The 18625-nt window shown below is 72.2% G+C and carries 16 protein-coding genes; 15 read left to right on the top strand and 1 reads right to left on the bottom strand.

Annotated features, from left to right (window positions below; translation table 11 throughout):
* Nucleotides 1-9 precede the first annotated feature (9 nt).
* The 5 genes from ASF17_RS06395 to ASF17_RS06415 all read left to right on the top strand — a co-directional run bounded on the left by ASF17_RS06395 (nucleotide 10) and on the right by ASF17_RS06415 (nucleotide 7454).
* A complete protein-coding gene (locus tag ASF17_RS06395; RefSeq protein WP_055796765.1) occupies nucleotides 10-981 on the top strand; it encodes an AAA family ATPase in 972 nt (323 codons plus the stop codon).
* On the top strand, nucleotides 978-2372 hold the full coding sequence (locus tag ASF17_RS06400; RefSeq protein ID WP_082475115.1) for a DUF58 domain-containing protein: 1395 nt from the start codon (nucleotides 978-980) through the stop codon (nucleotides 2370-2372). Before ASF17_RS06395 ends, ASF17_RS06400 begins: the two co-directional genes overlap by 4 nt.
* Nucleotides 2373-2449: 77 nt before the next feature.
* A complete protein-coding gene (locus ASF17_RS06405) occupies nucleotides 2450-4723 on the top strand; it encodes a transglutaminase-like domain-containing protein (protein WP_055796768.1) in 2274 nt (757 codons plus the stop codon).
* A gap of 379 nt (nucleotides 4724-5102) precedes the next feature.
* Nucleotides 5103-6440, top strand: coding sequence for an FHA domain-containing protein (locus tag ASF17_RS06410; RefSeq protein ID WP_156357325.1), 1338 nt, complete (start codon nucleotides 5103-5105; stop codon nucleotides 6438-6440).
* Between the two features lie 141 nt (nucleotides 6441-6581).
* Nucleotides 6582-7454 (top strand): hypothetical protein, encoded by an 873-nt coding sequence (locus ASF17_RS06415; protein ID WP_055796776.1) that lies wholly within the window; start codon nucleotides 6582-6584, stop codon nucleotides 7452-7454.
* Nucleotides 7455-7475: 21 nt separating this feature from the next.
* Here ASF17_RS06415 and ASF17_RS06420 read toward each other — a convergent pair whose 3' ends face one another.
* Complete coding sequence (locus ASF17_RS06420; RefSeq protein ID WP_055796778.1) at nucleotides 7476-8528, bottom strand: asparaginase; 1053 nt, start codon at nucleotides 8526-8528, stop codon at nucleotides 7476-7478.
* Between the two features lie 45 nt (nucleotides 8529-8573).
* On the opposite strand from ASF17_RS06420, the gene ASF17_RS06425 reads away from it, so the two are divergent.
* The 10 genes from ASF17_RS06425 (at nucleotide 8574) to ASF17_RS06470 (ending at nucleotide 18605) form a co-directional block, all read left to right on the top strand.
* The gene (locus tag ASF17_RS06425; RefSeq protein ID WP_055798358.1) at nucleotides 8574-9062 is read left to right on the top strand and encodes an OsmC family protein; all 489 of its coding nucleotides are present in this window, start codon (nucleotides 8574-8576) and stop codon (nucleotides 9060-9062) included.
* Between the two features lie 98 nt (nucleotides 9063-9160).
* On the top strand, nucleotides 9161-9727 hold the full coding sequence (locus ASF17_RS06430) for an FKBP-type peptidyl-prolyl cis-trans isomerase (RefSeq protein ID WP_055796781.1): 567 nt from the start codon (nucleotides 9161-9163) through the stop codon (nucleotides 9725-9727).
* A 79-nt stretch (nucleotides 9728-9806) separates the two neighbouring features.
* Entirely contained in the window at nucleotides 9807-10829 is a 1023-nt protein-coding gene (locus tag ASF17_RS06435; RefSeq protein ID WP_055796784.1) for an FKBP-type peptidyl-prolyl cis-trans isomerase, read from the top strand.
* 50 nt (nucleotides 10830-10879) lie between these two features.
* Nucleotides 10880-11956 (top strand): 1-deoxy-D-xylulose-5-phosphate reductoisomerase, encoded by a 1077-nt coding sequence (gene dxr / locus ASF17_RS06440; protein ID WP_055796787.1) that lies wholly within the window; start codon nucleotides 10880-10882, stop codon nucleotides 11954-11956.
* 101 nt (nucleotides 11957-12057) lie between these two features.
* Nucleotides 12058-13392, top strand: coding sequence for a M50 family metallopeptidase (locus ASF17_RS06445; protein WP_235476417.1), 1335 nt, complete (start codon nucleotides 12058-12060; stop codon nucleotides 13390-13392).
* 40 nt (nucleotides 13393-13432) lie between these two features.
* A complete protein-coding gene (gene ispG / locus ASF17_RS06450) occupies nucleotides 13433-14581 on the top strand; it encodes a flavodoxin-dependent (E)-4-hydroxy-3-methylbut-2-enyl-diphosphate synthase (RefSeq protein ID WP_200913444.1) in 1149 nt (382 codons plus the stop codon).
* Between the two features lie 213 nt (nucleotides 14582-14794).
* Entirely contained in the window at nucleotides 14795-15718 is a 924-nt protein-coding gene (locus ASF17_RS06455; protein ID WP_055796794.1) for a MetQ/NlpA family ABC transporter substrate-binding protein, read from the top strand.
* 82 nt (nucleotides 15719-15800) lie between these two features.
* Nucleotides 15801-16844: a methionine ABC transporter ATP-binding protein gene (locus ASF17_RS06460; RefSeq protein WP_055796796.1), complete on the top strand. Its 1044-nt coding sequence runs from the start codon at nucleotides 15801-15803 to the stop codon at nucleotides 16842-16844.
* A gap of 1 nt (nucleotide 16845) precedes the next feature.
* On the top strand, nucleotides 16846-17505 hold the full coding sequence (locus ASF17_RS06465) for a methionine ABC transporter permease (protein ID WP_055796800.1): 660 nt from the start codon (nucleotides 16846-16848) through the stop codon (nucleotides 17503-17505).
* Between the two features lie 68 nt (nucleotides 17506-17573).
* Nucleotides 17574-18605, top strand: a complete 1032-nt coding sequence (locus ASF17_RS06470) for an AAA family ATPase (RefSeq protein WP_055796804.1) — start codon at nucleotides 17574-17576, stop codon at nucleotides 18603-18605.
* The last annotated feature ends 20 nt before the right edge of the window (nucleotides 18606-18625 follow it).

Consider the following 18625-nt stretch of genomic DNA (forward strand, 5'->3'; position numbering starts at 1 on the left):
ATCGATCGAATGAGCATGACCCCCGAGCAGGCCTCCTGGTTCTCCGATGTGTTCGGGCGCCTGGTCGCCGGTGTCGATCAGGTGCTGCTCGGGAAGTCCTTCGTGGTGCGGCTCTCGTTCACGGCGATGCTCAGCGAAGGCCATCTCCTCCTCGAGGACTTCCCCGGCACGGGCAAGACGTCCCTCGCCCGGGCCATCGCGCAGACCGTCCAGGGCACCAGCAGCCGGATCCAGTTCACCCCCGACCTGCTGCCCGGCGACATCACCGGCGTCAGCGTCTACGACCAGAGGCGAGGCGAGTTCGAGTTCCACCGCGGTCCGATCTTCGCCCATGTCGTGCTGGCCGACGAGATCAACCGAGCGAGCCCGAAGACGCAGTCGGCCCTCCTCGAGGTCATGGAGGAGGGGCGGGTCACCGTCGACGGCGTGAGTCACGACGTCGGTCGTCCCTTCATGGTCATCGCGACGCAGAACCCCGTCGAGCAGGCCGGCACCTACCGGCTCCCCGAGGCGCAGCTCGATCGCTTCATCATGAAGACCTCCATCGGCTACCCGGACCACGCCGCGATGGTGCGCATCCTCGCGGGTGCGGCGACCCGGGTGCACGACGGGACGATCCCCGCCGTCGTCCGAGCCGACGTCGTGACCGAGATGGCGGTCCTGGCGCGGACGGTGCACGTCGAACCGAGCATCAACGACTACGTGGCGCGACTGGTCGAGGCCACGCGCACGGCCGACGAGGTGCGCCTCGGCGTCAGCGTCCGGGGCGCCCTGGCCCTGGTCCGCTGCGCGAAGACCTACGCGGCCTCGCTGGGGCGGCACTACGTCGTCCCCGACGACGTCAAGGCGCTCGCCGGACCGGTCCTCGCGCACCGCATCGTGCTCGACCCCGAAGCCGAGTTCGACGGGGTGACCCCGGCGAGCGTCGTCGCGCAGCTCCTGCTCGAGACGCCGCCGCCGGCCGAACGGTCCGCCGTGTGAGCGCGCCCCTCTCAGCCGACGACCGTCACAGGCGTGCCGACACGAAGACCGACGCCCGGTTCCCGACCGGGACGGCGGGTCCGACCAATGTCCGCGCGCGCCTCGTCGGCGACCGCACCGGGCCGCTGGCCGATCTGCTCGTCGTCCTGGTGAAGACGCTGGCCGCCGTCCGTCGCGGACTCGCCACCGCACGCCGGTCCGCCTCGGCGATCGTGACCCCGCTCGGCTGGACGGTCCTGCTCGTCGTGCCCGTCGGCCTCGTCGGAGGGTACGTGCTCGGGTGGGTCGAGCTGCTCGCGATCGCCGTCGCGGCTCTCGCGATGATGCTGTTCGCCGCCGTCTTCCTGGTCGGCCGTTCCGCCGCCGAGATCACGGTCGACCTCCCGCACGACCGCGTGGCCGTGGGGCAGTCGGCGACGGGGGAGGTGCGGGTCGCGAATCCGACCCGGCGTCGCCTCCTCGGCGTGAGGGTCGAGCTCCCCGTCGCGGAGGGGCTCCTGGAGGTCCAGCTGCCGGGGATCCGGCCGGGTGACACCGTCACCGAGTCCTTTCCGGTCCCGACGGATCGGCGGGGCGTGATGCGGATCGGTCCGGCCCGGACGGTCAGGGGCGACGCCGTCGGGCTCGTCCGCCGAGTGGTCGAGTGGACGACGCCTCGCGAGGTCGTCGTGCATCCCGCGACGATCGGGATCCCGAGCACCAGCACGGGCTTCGTCCGCGATCTCGAGGGCAGCCCGACTCGGGACCTCGCCCCCGACGACCTCTCGTTCCATGCGATCCGCGACTACGTTCCCGGAGACGAGCGGCGCCACATCCACTGGCGGTCCACCGCCAAGACGGGCGCCTACATGGTCCGCCAGTTCGAGCAGAGCCGTCGGTCGCACCTGGTCGTCGCCTTGAGCCTGGCGCGGGCGGACTTCGCCGCCGACGACGAGTTCGAGCTCGCCGTGAGCGTGGTCGGCTCCCTCGGCGGGCGGGCGATCGGCGACGGCCGCGATCTCACGGTGGTGGTGGGCGAACGCACCCCCGACTTCGCGAGACGCAAGACGCTGGCCGTGCTGACGTTGGACACCGTGACCCGGACGCGCCTGCTCGACGGCCTCGCCGTGGTCGAGCGGGCCGACTCGGCGCTGACCATCGCCGACGTGGCACGGGTGACCGGCGGTCAGGTGACCGGCGTCTCCGTGGCGTTCCTCGTCGTGGGGTCGACCACGACCCTGTCGGCGCTGCGCTCCGCCGCCCTGCACCTGCCGCTCGGGGTCGAGGTCGTCGCGATCGTCTGCGACCCCGACGGCGCGCCCGGGGTCCGCCGACTCGCCGATCTGACGGTTCTGACCATCGGCTACCTCGACGATCTCCGCCAGTCCCTGGCGCGGGCGGCGGCGTCGTGAGTCAGGGCGAGAACCCCGTCCGGCAGGCCGGGCGACGGACGCCGGAGCGTCCGGGGACACGACCGCGCGCCTCCTTCGTGGCGTCCGTCACCTCGTCGTACGCCGTGATGACCCTGGTCGCCGCCTCCACGCTGTGGCCCGTCTATCGGAGCCGGGAGTTCGTCCTGCTCGTCGTCGTCACCGTGGCCGTCGGGACGGTGATCGCCATCGCCGGCGCCGTCCTCCGATCGTCGAGCTTCGCGGTCCTCGTCGCGACGATCGCCGTCTTCCTCCTGCTCGGCGTCCCGCTGGCGGTCCCGAGCGAGGCCGCTTCCGGGGTGCTCCCGACCGCGACGGGTCTGGCGGAGCTGGTGGCGGCGACCGCCCTCGGCTGGAAGCGCCTCGTCACGATCACGCTGCCCGTCGGCAGCTACGAGGCGCTGCTGGTCCCGGCGTTCGTCCTCCTCCTGCTCGCGACGGTCGTCGGTCTCAGCGTGGCACTCCGATCCCGTCGAGGGGAGGTCGCCGTCGTCGCCCCCGTCGTGGTCTTCCTGGCCGGCATCGTGCTCGGGCCCGAGGACGCCTGGGTGCCGACCCTCACGGGCGTCGCTCTCGTCGTCGCCGCCGTGGTCTGGTCCCTCGGGTGGCGTCTGCACCGCCGACGTCAGGCCGTCCTCTCTCTCGAAGGAGGCGCGCGATCCGTCCGGACGTCGGGTCACCGGGCCGTCGCCGTGCGCGCCGTCGCCGGCACGATCGTCACGCTCCTGGTCGCCGGCGCGGCGGCCGCCGCGGTCGTCGAGGCGGCTCCGCCGTCGTCGCCGCGGACGGTCGCCCGCTCGATCGTCGAGGCCCCCTTCGACCCGCGGCGTCTCGTCAGTCCGCTGACCCGACTCCGGGTCTACGAGCAGGAGCCCGCCGTGGACGAGACGCTCTTCTCCGTCAGCGGACTGGAGGAGGGTGCTCTCCTCCGCCTCGCGACCCTCGACACGTACGACGGCGTCGCGTACACCGTCGGGAGCGCCGAGGTCTCGAGCGAATCCGGCACCTTCGACCGCGTCCCCGCGAGTGTCGACCAGAGCGCGTCGCCGGGTACGGCGACCACCCTGTCGGTCGAGGTCGGATCGTACGAGGGAGTCTGGCTGCCGACCGTCGGCAGGCTCCGATCGATCGCCTTCGACGGGTCGGACGCCTCGACCCTCCGCTCCGGCTTCGTCTACAACGACGTCAGCGGCACCGCGGCGGTCGACGGGGGCCTCGATGCCGGCGACTCGTACCGCATCGACGCCGTGCTGGCGCCGCAGCCCACGGCCGAGGCCCTCGAGACGGTGACGCCCGGTGCTGCGACCGTCCCGGCGGCCCAGGCGGTGCCCACCGAGCTGATCGACTCGCTCGCAGGCGACGTCCGCGGAGTGGAGGGCCCGGGGGCTCGTCTCCAGGCGGCTCTCGGGGCGATCCGCGAAGACGGCTACATCAGTCACGGCGTCTCCTCCGACGAGCCGGCCAGCCGGTCGGGACACGGGGCCGACCGGCTGGCGGAGCTCTTCACGGATCCGGTGATGATCGGCGACGCGGAGCAGTACGCGGCCGCGGCCGCGTTGATGGCCGGCGAGCTCGGTTTCCCCGCGCGCGTGGTCATGGGCTTCGTCCCGGAGGCCGCCTCCGCGGGGACGGAGGCGGTCGCCGTCCGGGGCGGCGACGTCACGGCGTGGATCGAGGTGGACACGGCCGAGTACGGCTGGGTCGCGATCGATCCCGTCCCCGACGAGCGCCCCATCCCCGATGATCGACTCCTCGACCCGAACCGCCTCCAGAGGCCGGAGTCGGTCGTGCAGCCCCCGCCGGACGAACCCCAGCTGAGAGACGAGCAGACGCCTCCGCAGGCCGACCAGGAGTCCCCGGAGGCCCCCGCGGCGTGGCTGGCCGTGGCTCGGCTCGTGCTCCGCGCGGTCGGGGTCGGCGCCGTCGTGCTGGCCCTGGTGGCATCGCCGTTCCTGGCGATCGTCGCCGCGAAGGCCCGGCGTCGGCGGAGGAGGATGCGGCACCCCGATCCGACGTCCCGCATCGTCGGCGGCTGGCAGGAGTTCCGAGATGCCGCGGTGGATCACGGCGTCGAGACGCCCGCCGCCGCCACGCGCGGCGAGTTCGCGGCGATCGTCGGGGGCTCCCGGCCGGCCGTGCTCGCGCGGGTCGCCGATCGGGCGACCTTCGCCCCGGGCGGACCGGCGTCGGACGACGCCGATCGCGTCTGGAGCGCCGTCTCCGACATGCGGAGGGCGCTCGGGTCCGGGAAGACGAGATGGCAGCGTGCGAGGGCGGCGGTCTCGTTGCGTTCACTCCGCCGTTACCATGGCGGGACACGTCCCGAACGCTAGAGGTCCCTTCCGCATGCAGTGCCCCACCTGTGCCAGTCCGTTGCCCGTCGGTGCGATGATCTGCGGCGAGTGCGGTCGGACACTCTCCGGGGTCGACACCTCGGCACCCGAGGCCTCCCGCTCCGCGGAGCCGAGGGAACCCGCGGCGCCCGCCTGGCCTCCGCGTCGCGATGCGCGGTCCTCCTCGGAGCGGCCGTGGTGGGTCCGAGAGCCGTCCGCCGGGCCCTCGACGGACGACCCGGATCCGGTGCCGCGACTCGATGCGCCCCCGGCCTGGGCGGGGGACTCGCACGATGGCGCGTCGGAGGCATCACCCCCGAGTGCCGAGTCCGCGTCACGGCTCGGGCGCACGCCCGAGGCATCGGTCGGCGTCGGCGACGTGGAGCTCGCTCCCGTCGTCGAGTCGGCTCCGGCGGTGCCCGAGGTGCCGCGACCGTCTCCGGCGCCGCTCCGCGAACCGACCACGACGAGAGAGGACGGTCGGCGACCCTCCTCGGCTCCGCTCTGGACGGCCTCGCTGACGCCGATCACATCGGCCGGCCCGGTCGGGGGCGATTCCTCCTCGGGCGAACTGCCCGTCGTCGTTGAGCATCCTGGCGCCGAGCCCGAGCCCGAGCCCGAGCCCGAGCCCGAGCCCGAGCCCGTGGTCGAGCCGACCGGGCAGGGCACCGCGGGGATGCGACCCGACGACGACTCGGACGGAGCCGCCGACGGTCATCCCGCGACCGGCGGCAGTGCCGCCGACGACCGGGCGGACGGCGCGAGCCGTTCCGATGTCGGGGAGGAAGCCGGACCGGCTCGCGACCGGTCCCGTGCCGTCGTCCCCGCGCCGGGTCCCGGGGACACCGTCCGTGTCGAGCCGATCAGGGATTCGACCGAACCGCGAGACGACTCCGAGGACGCTCCCGTCCCGCTCGTCGAGCCCGGTACGGCCGGTCAGGCCGAGCGCTGCACCCAGTGCGGTGCCGAGGTCCACGAGGACGACATCTTCTGCGGTGTCTGCGGAGCGGTCGTCCAGTCCGTCGCCCTCTCGTTCACGGGGCCCATCGTCCCCTTCCTCCGGCAGCAGGCGGCGGAACACGGCGACCGGGCGGAGGGCGACGTCAGCGCGGCGGACGTCATGCCGAACGCCGACCACGGAGGCCCCCTGAGGCGCCACGAGTCGTCGCCGGGCGTCGTGTCGCCAGAGGACGCGCCCGACGACGTGCCTCCCGACGACGCGCCCGACGACGCGACGTCCTCCGAGCCTGCACCCCAGGTGGAGGCTCGGGAGCTGCCCGACCTGCCGCCTCTTCCCGAGCCGGCGTGGCCGTCCCGGGCGCAGACGGCGGCGGCGGCGACCGACGAGGACGACGTCGATGAGACGCGGATCGTGCGACGCGGCCCCGTCGGCGCTCCCTTCGTGCTCCAGTTCAGCACCGGTGAGAGCTTCACCGTCGACGGGACCGGGCTCGTCGGCCGGGCGCCGACCCCGCAGCCCGGTGAGCGCTTCGATCAGCTGATCCGCATCGTCGATCCGGGGCGCTCGGTCTCGAAGACCCATCTCGAGTTCGGTCAGGACGACGGGCACCTCTGGCTCAGCGATCGGTGGTCGGGAAACGGCACGATCGTGCGGCCCCGCGATCAGCGCGCACGGCGTCTCGAGCCCGGCACACGGGTGAGGGTCGCTCGGGGGAGTCGAGTGGACATCGGCGAGCAGTACTTCGTCGTGGGCTGAGGCCTCCGTCGCCGGCGGTCCGTCGTCGCGGACGGGTCGTCCGGCTCCCATCCCTCCTCCCCGATCGCGAGCGGCCGGGGATCATCCCCACGAAGCCGCCGACGACGTCCGCTCGACGACCGACCCTGATGTCCTGGGGTCATGTCGTCCGCCGAACCCCCGCCCCGTCTCACGATCCAGCTCCCGGTCGTCCCGCGTGCGCCGGCGACCCGGTCGCCCCCGGTGGCCAGCGCCGCTGCCGCCGCCCTCGCCTCGGTCGTGGGCACCGCGCTCTGGTCGGGCTCGGCCGCCCAGGCCATGACGGCGGCGCTCGGCGTCGTCTGCGCGATCCTCGCCCTCTGGGGCATCGACGGCCTGGTCGGCTCGCCGTCACGGGCCCGTCGTGAGCGGCGTCGGTTCGACGACGACATGCGGGCGACCGCGACGACTCTGCACGACCTCCACCGACGAGAACGGGCGGAGCTGCGCAGCCGGTTCCCCGGCAGCGCGGCGGTGGCCAGGGCCGCTCGGGCGCGTACCGACGCGACGTCCGGTGCGCTGACGACCCGCGCCTCCTCGGCCGGCCCCCAGCTCGTGCTCGGCCGGGGCGAGGTCGCGAGTGCGGTCGTGCCGCTGCCGATCCGGGCGCCCGAGGCGAGCGAGGGTCGTGACGGGCGAGGTGGCGTCGACGTCGAGGCCGAGGCGGCCCGCGCTCGACTCTCCGCCGCGGCGTCGGTCCTCGACGACGCGCCGCTCTGCGTCGAGGCGCGCGGTCTCGTCGGCGTCGTCGGGCCCGTCCCGCTCGCCCGTGCAGCCGCCTCGGGGTACCTGCTGCAGGCGCGGCGCTCGCGGGCCGACCGGCTGGAGGTGATGTACGCGGCGGACCTCGACGCCGTGAGCGGCGCCGACGTGATCATCGAGATCGCCCTCGACGCCTCGGCCGAGGTGACGCGACGAGCCGGGCGACCGTGTCGCGTGCCCGTCGACCTCGACTACGTGTCCGTGCTCGACGTCGTCGACCGACGACCCGCGTGATGCCCGGGCGCGGCCTGAGCGTCAGCCCCGCCGGCCCACCAGCTCGTCGGAGAGCCGGATGCGTCCCACGTCGCGTCCCGCACCCAGCACGCGCTCGCGGGTCGCCTCGACGACGGCCTCCGCCGCGTCCGCGTCGACCGCGCCCTGACCGACGAGGAGATGCAGCGCCACCATCGTCGCGGCCCGGAGGTTCCCGTCGAGCATCTTGACGGCCGTCCCGATGCCGTCCACCGTGCCCATGACAAGCACGCCCTCGGCACCGAGCTTGGCGAACACGCCCAGCTCGTCGATCGCGACCGTGTTCGCCCGCCCCGGGCCGTCGATGGCCCACGCGTCCGCCAGCACCGCCTCGACGAGGGCGCGAGCGTCCGGGTCCACGGCGGTCGGGGCGCCGGAAGTCGCTCCGAGCGCGCCGGCCGCACCCGCGACGGTCGCCACCGCTCGCGCGAGCCCGGTGATGGTCGTGTCGAACACCGGTGCGCCGCATCCGTCGACCCCCGCGTGATCGATCCGCTCGCCGGTGAACTCGGCGACGGTCTCGCGCGCCGCCCGCTGCAGCGGGTGGTCGAGATCGGTGTAGTTCGTCGGGTCCCAGCCGTTCTCGGCGCACGCGAGGAGGAACGCCGCGTGCTTCCCGGAGCAGTTCATGGCCATGCGCCGCGCTCCCTCGGCACGACGGGCGCTCGCGCGGTCGCCGGGCCAGTCGGGCGGGCAGAGCAGGTCCTCCTCGCCGCTGCCCGACCGCTCGAGCAGGGCCGAGACGACCTGCAGATGCTCGGCGGTGCCGGCGTGGCTCGCGGTGGCCAGAACGGCCTGCGGCCCGCTCAGGGCGACGCCCGAGCGCATGACCGTGAGGGCCTGCAGGGGCTTGAGGCACGACCGCGGGTAGATGGACGCGCCCACGTCGCCGACCTCGCGGAGGACCGAGCCGGCGGCGTCGACGACCACGCCGGCTCCGAGATGACGGCTCTCGTCGAGACCCGATCGCGTCAGCACGGCCAGCTCGACGCTCCCGTCGACCGTCAGCGGGCGGCGGGCGGCGGACGATGGCTCGAGGAGGCGCGGGTCGGTCATGATGGGGAGTGTACCGAGACCGTCGGCACCGACCGAGGAGGACCCATGCTCGACCACGACTACGCCGTCGACCTGCGCTGGACGGGCGCCCGCGACGTCGGCACCGTCTCGTACCGGTCGTACGGGCGGGACAACACGCTGAGCGCCGCCGACAAGCGGCACGACATCGAGGCATCCGCCGACCGCACCTTCCACGGCGATGCGGATCGCTGGAACCCCGAGGAGCTGCTCCTGGGGGCTCTGGCCCAGTGCCACCTCCTCAGCTACCTCCACGTCGCCGCGACCGCCGGGGTCGTCGTCGTCGCCTACGAGGACGCCGCCGTCGGACGCATGACGCAGACCGCCGACGGCGGCGGGCGGTTCACCTCCGTCACGTTGCGCCCCGTGGTCACCGTGGCCGCCGCCGAGATGGTCGACCGCGCGCTCGAGCTGCACGCCGAGGCGGCCCGGAAGTGCTTCATCGCCTCGTCGGTGGCGTTCCCCGTGGGGCACGAGCCCCGCATCGCGGTCGCCGACTCCGCGCAGACCGACTGAGCACTCAGCCGGCCGACCGATCGGTGCGGCAGACTGATCAGGCTCGCGGCGCGCCACCGGCCGCGGCAGTTTCCGCCCCCACCTACCGGAAGATCCCCATGCGCCGTCCCCTCGCCCTGCTCGCCGTCCCCGTCCTCGTCCTCGCGCTCGCCGCGTGCGGCGGCACCGACGCCGGTGAGGAGTCCACCGCCGGTGGAGCTCCCGCCCCGAGCGCCACCGCGACGTCCGAGGCGCCTCTGCGCGCCACCGGCGAGCCGCAGGACCCGACCCCCGGGTTCCCGACGGTCGAGCTCGCCGACGACGGAGCCCCCACGGTGACCGTGCCCGAGACCGACCCGCCGGCCGACCTGCAGGTCGAGGTCCTCAAGAAGGGCGACGGCGCCGTCGTCCAGGACGGCGACACCGTCACGGTGCAGTACGAGGGCGTCGTCTGGCAGACCGGCGAGACGTTCGACTCGAGCTGGCAGCGCGGCGAGCCCGCGACCTTCGGCACCGGCCAGGTCATCACGGGCTTCGCCGAGGGCATGGTCGGTCAGACCGTCGGCTCGCAGACCATCGTGTCGATCCCGCCGGCGGACGGCTACGGCGACAACGTGCCGCAGGGTGCGGCGTTCACGGCGACCGACACGCTCGTCTTCGTCATCGACATCCTCGCGGTCGGCTGACGGGACCGCGACGGGGCGGTGATGCGTCCCGTCGGCCCGTTCCGCCCGACCCGACCCGAACAGTGAGTCCGAGACCGACGTGACCGACACGACCGAGACGACCCGCGCCTCCTCGACCCGCGCCTCCCGGCTCCGACGGGGTCGTGTCCCGGCGCTCGTGTGCGTGCCCATCGCCGCGCTGCTGCTGGCGGGCTGCACGACCGACGCCGACCCGGCGCCGACCGATGCCCCCTCCGTCTCGGCGACTCCGACGACGTGTCTCGAACCGGGTGCCGAGTCCGACTCCGTCCGGGTCTCGGGCGGCTTCGGCGAGAAGCCCTCCATCGAGCTCGCCGCGCCGCTGGCCGCCGAGACGAGTCAGCAGACGGTGGTCGTCGCGGGAAAGGGCCCGTCGACCGAGGTCGGCGACGTCGTCCGCGTGGCGATCACCGTCTTCGACGCGGAGTCCGGTGCGGAGCTCAGCACCGCCGGGTACACGGGCGACTCGGGTGAGCAGCTGACCATCAGCGGGCAGTTCTACGTCCCGGGGATCGAAGGCGCGCTCTCGTGCGCCCGGGCCGGTTCGCGCACCGTGACGGTCGCGTCCGCCGCGGACATGCAGCCGGCCACCCCGGGGACGGCTGCGCCCAACCCGGCGGCCGTCATCGTCGTCGACACCTTCTCCCTCGTGCCGACGAGCGCCACGGGCGAGCCCCAGGCCGCCGTCGAGGGCTTCCCCGAGGTGACGCTCGCCGACGACGGCCGACCCACCGTGACCATCCCCGACGCCGACCCGCCGACCGACCTCCGGATCGAGGTGCTGAAGAAGGGCGACGGCGAGGTCGTGCCCGATCCGGCGAACGTCACCGTGCAGTACCAGGGGGTCACCTGGCGGACGGGCGAGGTCTTCGACGAGAGCTGGGGACGCGGCAGCGTCGCCTCGTTCTCGACCGACCAGGTCGTGTCGGGGTTCGCCGAGGCGATGATCGGGCAGACGGTCGGCTCGCAGGTCGTCGTGATCGTGCCCCCGGCCGACGGGTACGGCGACGCGGGGGAGCCGGGCGCCGAGATCGAGCCCACCGACACCCTGGTGTTCGTGATCGACATCCTCGCCGTCGCCTAGGCCGCCGAGACGGCTCCCGGCCCGTCGGCGGCGGGGCCTAGGGTGGCCTCATGCGACGCATCACCATCCTCGGGTCCACCGGTTCGATCGGCGTCCAGGCGCTCGACGTCATCCAGAGGAACCCGCACCTGTTCGATGTCGTCGGACTCTCGGCCGGCACCAATCGCGAGCTGGTCGGCGAGCAGGCGGCCCGCTTCGGGGTCGAGCACGTGGCGCTCGGCACCGACGAGTCGGTGGCGCTCGTCCGGGACGTCGAGGCCGACGTCGTCCTGAACGGCATCACCGGGTCCGTCGGGCTCGCCCCGACCCTGGCGGCGCTCGACTCGGGGGCGACGCTCGCGCTCGCCAACAAAGAGAGCCTCATCGTCGGGGGCGACCTCGTCCGCCAGCGGGCGCGGCCCGGCCAGATCGTGCCGGTCGACTCCGAGCACTCGGCCATCGCGCAGGCGCTCCGATCCGGCTCCGCGTCCGAGGTCCGGCGACTCGTGCTGACGGCCTCGGGCGGGCCGTTCCGAGGGCGCTCGCGGTCATCGCTCGAGAACGTGACGCCGGCCGAGGCGCTGGCGCACCCGACCTGGGACATGGGTCTCGTCGTGACGACCAACTCGTCGACGATGGTCAACAAGGGGCTCGAGGTCATCGAGGCGCACCTCCTGTTCGACGTGCCCTACGACGACATCGAGGTGACGGTCCACCCCCAGTCGATCGTCCATTCGATGGTCGAGTTCGTCGACGGCTCGACGATCGCGCAGGCCTCGCCGCCCGACATGCGCCTGCCGATCTCGCTCGGTCTCGCCTGGCCCGACCGCGTGGCAGGAGTCGGGCGTCCGCTCGACTGGACGACCGCCTCCTCCTGGACCTTCGAGCCCCTCGACGTCGAGGCGTTCCCCGCCGTCGATCTCGCGAAGCAGGTCGGGCGGGCGGGCGCGACGTTCCCGGCCGTGTTCAACGCCGCGAACGAGCAGGCCGTGCTCGCCTTCCACGCCGGCCGGGTGGGTTATCTGGGCATCCTCGACACGGTCCGCGAGGTCGTCGACCGGCACGAGGCCGGCCCGTCGAGCCTCGAGGGGGTCCTCGAGGCCGAGCGCTGGGCCCGGGCCGAGGCCGACGCCCTGCTCGCCCGCTGACGCGCCGACCATCCGTCGGCCGAGGAGGCGCGCTCGGGTTCACAGCGTCGCCTGGGTGATCCCGTGGCGGCTTCCCGGCGCGGCACGGCTACCCTTGCCCGGTGCTCACCGTTCTGCTCTTCATCGTCGGCGTCCTGATCATGGTCGTCGGCCTCGCCGTGTCGATCGCCCTGCACGAGGTGGGGCACCTCGTCCCGGCGAAGCGGTTCGGCGTCAAGGTCGGCCAGTACATGATCGGCTTCGGGCCGACGATCTTCTCGCGGATGCGGGGTGAGACGCAGTACGGCGTGAAGGCGCTGCCCCTCGGCGGCTACATCTCGATGTCGGGCATGTTCCCGCCGGCGAAGGACGGCGTCGCCGGACGCGCCTCGAGCACGGGGTTCTTCCAGACCCTCGTGCAGGACGCCCGGACGGCCAGCGCCGAGACGATCGACGAGGGCGCCGAGGAGCGCACGTTCTACCGTCTGCCCGTCTACAAGCGGATCGTCATCATGCTCGGCGGCCCGGTGATGAACCTGCTCATCGCCGTCGTCCTGTTCGCCGTCGTGCTCTGCGGCTTCGGCGTCGCGCGGGAGAGCACCACGGTCGGCCTGGTCAACGAGTGCGTGCTGCCCGCCGGGTCGACGGCGACGTCGTGCCCGACGGACGCGACCCCGGCCCCGGCCTTCGCCGCGGGACTGCGCAACGGCGACCGCATCGTGTCGATCGACGGCCGGGCGATGACCGACGGCGACCAGGTCGCGTCGGTCCTCCGGGCCTCCGCCGACACCACGCTCGACGTCGTCGTCGACCGCGACGGGTCGGAGCGGACGCTGCAGGTGACCCCCACGCTCTCCGAGCGCTACGTCGTCGACGAGAGCACCGGCCAGTACGAGGAGGAGGCGGACGGCACCCCGGTGACCCGAGAGGTCGGCTTCGTCGGCATCGGCTTCGCCACCGAGACGGCCCGTCAGCCCGTCACGGCCGTCCTGCCGGCCGTGTGGGACAACGTCACCCACGTCGTCGACCTGATCATCCACCTGCCCCAGCGTCTCGTGGGGGTCGCGGAGGCCGCCTTCGGCGGCGGGGAGCGCGACGCGAACGGCCCCGTCAGCGTCGTCGGGGTCGGACGCATGGCGGGCGAGATCGTGAGCCTCGACTCCGTCCCGATCGTCGACCGCGCCGCCTACGTCGTCAACCTCCTCGCGAGTCTCAACGTGGCGCTCTTCGTCTTCAACCTCATCCCGCTGATGCCGCTCGACGGCGGCCACATCGCCGGTGCGCTCGTCGAGGCCGTGCGTCGGGGCTTCGCGAAGCTCCTGCGTCGCCCCGACCCGGGGCCCGTCGACACCGCGAAGGTCATCCCGCTGACGTTCGCCGTCGTCATCCTGCTCGGCGGCATGAGCGTGCTGCTCGTGTACGCCGACATCGTGAACCCGATCTCGCTGTTCGGCTGACGGTCACTCGGCGCTCAGCGCCGAGGATTACGATGTGGACGTGCCAGCAGTCAATCTCGGAATGCCTAAGGTCCCCGAAGTCCTCGCCCCGCGCCGCAAGACGCGGCAGATCAAGGTCGGGAAGGTCCTCGTCGGCGGTGATGCACCCGTCAGCGTGCAGTCCATGACGACGACGCCGACCCCCAACATCAACGCGACCCTGCAGCAGATCGCCGAGCTCACGGCCAGCGGCTGCGACATCGTGCGCGTGGCCGTGCCCAGCCGCGACGACGCCGAGGCCCTTCCGATCATCGCGAAGAAGAGCCAGATCCCGGTCATCGCCGACATCCACTTCCAGCCCAACTACGTGTTCCAGGCGATCGACGCCGGCTGCGCCGCCGTCCGGGTCAACCCCGGCAACATCCGCAAGTTCGACGACCAGGTCGGCAAGATCGCGGCCGCGGCCAAGGCGGCGGGCGTCTCGATCCGCATCGGCGTCAACGCCGGATCCCTCGAGCCGAGCATCCTGCAGAAGTACGGCAAGGCGACGCCCGAGGCGCTCGTCGAGTCCGCCGTCTGGGAGGCCTCCCTCTTCGAGGAGCACGACTTCCACGACTTCAAGATCTCGGTGAAGCACAACGATCCGATCGTCATGGTCAAGGCGTACCGTCAGCTCGCCGAGCGGGGCGACTGGCCTCTGCACCTCGGCGTGACCGAGGCGGGTCCCGAGTTCCAGGGCACGATCAAGTCCGCCACCGCCTTCGGCATCCTGCTGGGCGAGGGCATCGGCGACACCATCCGCGTCAGCCTCAGCGCTCCGCCCGCGCAGGAGGTCAAGGTGGGTCTGCAGATCCTCCAGTCGCTGAACCTCCGTGAGCGCAAGCTCGAGATCGTCAGCTGCCCGAGCTGCGGGCGTGCCCAGGTCGACGTCTACAAGCTGGCCAACGACGTGACCGACGGCCTCGAGGGCATGACCGTGCCCCTCCGCGTCGCCGTCATGGGCTGCGTCGTCAACGGACCGGGCGAGGCGCGCGAGGCCGACCTCGGCGTCGCCTCGGGCAACGGCAAGGGCCAGATCTTCGTCAAGGGCGAGGTCATCAAGACGGTCCCCGAGTCCGAGATCGTCCAGACGCTGATCGACGAGGCCAACCGCCTCGCAGCCGAGATGCCCCCGGGCGAGACCGGTTCGCCTCAGGTCCTGACGGTCTGACGACACGGTTCCCCCGAGGAGGCGCGGCGCGGCGAGAGCCGCACCGCGCCTCCTCGTCGTGGTGCCCTCCCCGAGACGGACGAGGCGCACGTGTGTGTCGTCGTGTGACTCCCCGGTGAGCGCGGAGCGGCGGGGTGCGTCATCATGGAAGCGCCTCGATGGTCCGCACAGCAGCCGGCCTCGGGGCTTCCCTGTGCCATCGAGAGGACACCCATGACCGACGCCACCCCCCTGATCGACGCCCCGAAGAAGGGCCCCGGCCGACTGATCGCGATCATCGTCGTCGTCGTGCTCGTGCTGGCCGCCGTCGGGATCGGCTTCGCCGTGTCGCGCGGGGGCTCGTCCGACGAGACCGTCCGCATCGGCGTCGTCGGCAAGAGCGACCCCTACTGGGCGACGTTCGTCGACGCGGCCGCCGACGAGGGCATCGACGTCGAACTCGTCGACTTCGGCACCTACGAGCAGCCGAACCCGGCGCTCACGGAGGGCGAGGTCGACCTCAACCAGTTCCAGCACATCGTGTACCTCGCGCAGTACGACGTCGCCGCCGACGCCGACCTCGTGCCGATCGGCTCGACCGCCATCTACCCGCTGCCGCTGTACTCCGAGCGGTACACCGACGTGAGCGACTTCGAGAAGGGCGACACCATCGCCGTCCCGGACGACGCCAGCAACCTCGCTCGCTCGCTGCTCGTGCTGCAGTCCAACGGCCTCATCGAGCTGAAGGACGGCGGCAGCATCTTCTCGGGTGTGAACGACATCGACACGGACGCCTCGACGGTCGAGGTCACCCCGGTGGCCGCCGATCTCGCCGCGACGTCGCTGCCCGACTTCGACGGGTCGATCATCACGAACGACTACGCGACGAAGGCCGGCCTCTCGCCCGACGACATCATCGCGCAGGACGACCCCAACGACCCGAAGGCGCTGCCCTACGTGAACGTGTTCGCGGCGCGCGAGGCAGACAAGGACGACGAGACGTACGCGAAGCTCGTCGAGATCTACCAGGACACCCAGGCGGTCACCGACGGCGTCGTCGAGAACTCGGGCGGCACCGCGGTCACCGTCAAGGTCCCCGTCGCCGACCTCGAGTCGTCGCTCTCCGAGACCGAGGAGCTCGTCGAGCAGAACGGCTGACGCCGAGCACGACCCCACGACACGACCCGCGCGCCACGCCGGCGCGCGGGTCGTGTCCGCCCCGCCCCCGACGAGGAGAACCATGCCCGCGATCACCCTGACCGACGTCGTCAAGACGTACCCGCCTCGCGAGAAGGGCGCGGCGCCGCTGACGGCCGTCGACGGCGTCAGCCTCGAGATCGCGGACGGCGAGATCTTCGGCATCATCGGCTACTCCGGTGCGGGCAAGAGCACGCTCGTCAGGCTCATCAACGCCCTCGAGCCGACGACGAGCGGTCGGATCGAGATCGACGGGTCGCCGATCACCGGTCTGTCGGAGCGGCAGCTGCGCGTCAAGCGCGCCGGCATCGGCATGATCTTCCAGCAGTTCAACCTCTTCTCGTCCAAGACGGTCTGGGGCAACGTGGAGTTCCCGCTGAAGGCCGCCGGCGTCCCCAGATCGGAGCACCAGCGCCGCATCAGCGATCTGCTGCACTTCGTCGGGCTGGCGGACAAGGCGCACGCCCGCCCCGATCAGCTCTCGGGCGGACAGAAGCAGAGGGTCGGCATCGCTCGCGCCCTGGCGACCTCGCCGGGGATCCTGCTCGCCGACGAGGCGACCAGCGCGCTGGATCCCGAGACCACGCAGGAGGTCCTGGCCCTGCTTCGCCGGGTCAACGCCGAGCTCGGCATCACGATCGTCGTCATCACCCACGAGATGGACGTCATCAAGTCCATCGCCGACCGGGTGGCCGTCATGGACAAGGGGCGCGTCGTCGAGATCGGCGAGACCTTCGACGTCTTCTCCGCACCCCGCGAGACCTCGACCCGGCGGTTCGTGTCGACGGTCGTCGCGGGTTCACCCGACGGCGACGAGCTCACGGCGCTCCGAGGTCGGCACGCCGGCAGGCTCGTCACGGTCCGGGTCTCCGAGGGCGGCGTCGACCAGGGGCACGTCTTCGGTGCGCTCGCCCGTCATGCCGTGGGCTTCGAGATCGTGTACGGAGGCATCGACGAGATCGCGGGGCGGACGTTCGGCACCCTGACCCTCGCCCTGTCGGGGAGGCCCACCGACATCGACGCCGCCCTGGCGGACCTGGGCGCCGCCGCGACCGAGCTCCCCTCATCCGCTTCGGAAGGACGCTGACATGGACTCCCTCATCGAACTGCAGCCTCTGCTCTGGCAGGCCGCCTACGAGACCGTCTACATCGTCGCGCTGACCCTGTTCTTCGGCGGCATCGGCGGGCTGCTGATCGGTCTGGCCCTCTACCTCACCCGCGGGGGAGCGCTCTTCGCGAACCGCGCCGTCTTCAGCGTGCTCAACGTGGTCGTGAACGTGTTCCGTCCCATCCCGTTCATCATCTTCCTCGCCGCGGCTCAGCCGCTGGCCCGGGTCGCCGTGGGCAGCGGCGTCGGCAACTCGGCCATCATCTTCACCCTGTCGCTGGCGGCGTCGTTCGCCATCTCGCGGATCGTCGAGCAGAACCTCCTGACGGTGCAGCCGGGAGTCGTCGAGGCGGCCCGTGCGGCGGGAGCCGGTCCGTTCCGCATCATCCGGAGCATCATCCTGCCCGAGGCCCTCGGGCCGCTCATCCTCGGCTACACCTTCATCTTCGTCGCGCTGGTCGACATGTCGGCCGTCGCGGGGTACGTCGGCGGCGGCGGTCTCGGCGCCTTCGCCCTGCTGTACGGATACCGCCAGTTCGACCCGGTCGTCACGTGGGCCGCCGTCCTGCTCATCATCGTGCTGGTGCAGCTGGTCCAGTACGTCGGCAACACGCTGGCCCGCAAGGCGCTCCGGAGGTAGCTCCGCCGGCATCCGCGCTCGTCATCCCGCTCAGGGGCGATGGCGGCCGCCTGGTTTACAGTGGGCGCGTGACGGACACGACGACGCCCCCGCCTGCTGCTCCCGCCCGCGGCCCGATCACCCCGGGCGAGCTCGACCGGGCGCGCGAGGTCGTCATCGCCGTGTCGCAGGCGTTCTCGCGCAAGGTCGTCGGGCAGACCTCGCTCCGGGACACCCTGCTCATCGCTCTGGTCACCGGGGGCCACGTGCTGCTCGAGAGCGTCCCGGGTCTCGCCAAGACGACGGCCGCCCAGACCCTCGCCCAGTCCGTCGAGGCGTCGTTCACGCGCATCCAGTGCACCCCCGACCTGCTGCCGAGCGACATCACCGGCACGCAGATCTACGACGCCCGGCAGTCGACCTTCGTCACGCGTCTCGGGCCGGTCCACTCGAACTTCGTCCTGCTCGACGAGATCAACAGATCGAGCGCCAAGACCCAGAGCGCCATGCTGGAGGCGATGCAGGAACGTCAGACGAGCATCGGCGGCGTCGTGCACCGGTTGCCGCACCCGTTCCTGGTCCTCGCGACGCAGAACCCCATCGAGCAGGAGGGCACGTACCAGCTTCCCGAGGCGCAGCTCGACCGGTTCCTGCTGAAAGAGGTCCTCGACTACCCGTCACCCGCCGACGAGGCCGAGATCATCCGACGCATCGAGTCCGGCGTCTACGACGACGGGGCGCCGGAGCCCCGCACAGGGGTCTCGCTCGACGACGTCCTGTTCCTCCAGGGTCTCGCGAAGCGCGTCTACGTCGATCCGTCGATCGTCAACTACATCGTCCAGCTGGTCTACGTGACCCGCCACCCGCAGCAGTACCTGCCCGGTTCCCTGGCCGACTACGTCCGGTTCGGCGCCAGCCCGCGAGGCAGCATCGCCTTCACGCAGGCGGCCAGGGCGCTCGCTCTTCTGCACGGGCGCGACTACGTCATCCCGGAGGACGTCAAGCACCTGCGTCACGGCGTGCTCCGGCACCGCATCATCCTCGGCTACGAGGCCACGGCCGACGAGGTAGCCCCCGAGACCATCATCGACGCCGTCTTCGGCGCCGTGCAGACGCCCTGACCACCGTGCCCGGCCTGCTC

The organism is Frigoribacterium sp. Leaf263 (assembly GCF_001422285.1).
Taxonomy (GTDB): Bacteria; Actinomycetota; Actinomycetes; order Actinomycetales; family Microbacteriaceae; genus Frigoribacterium.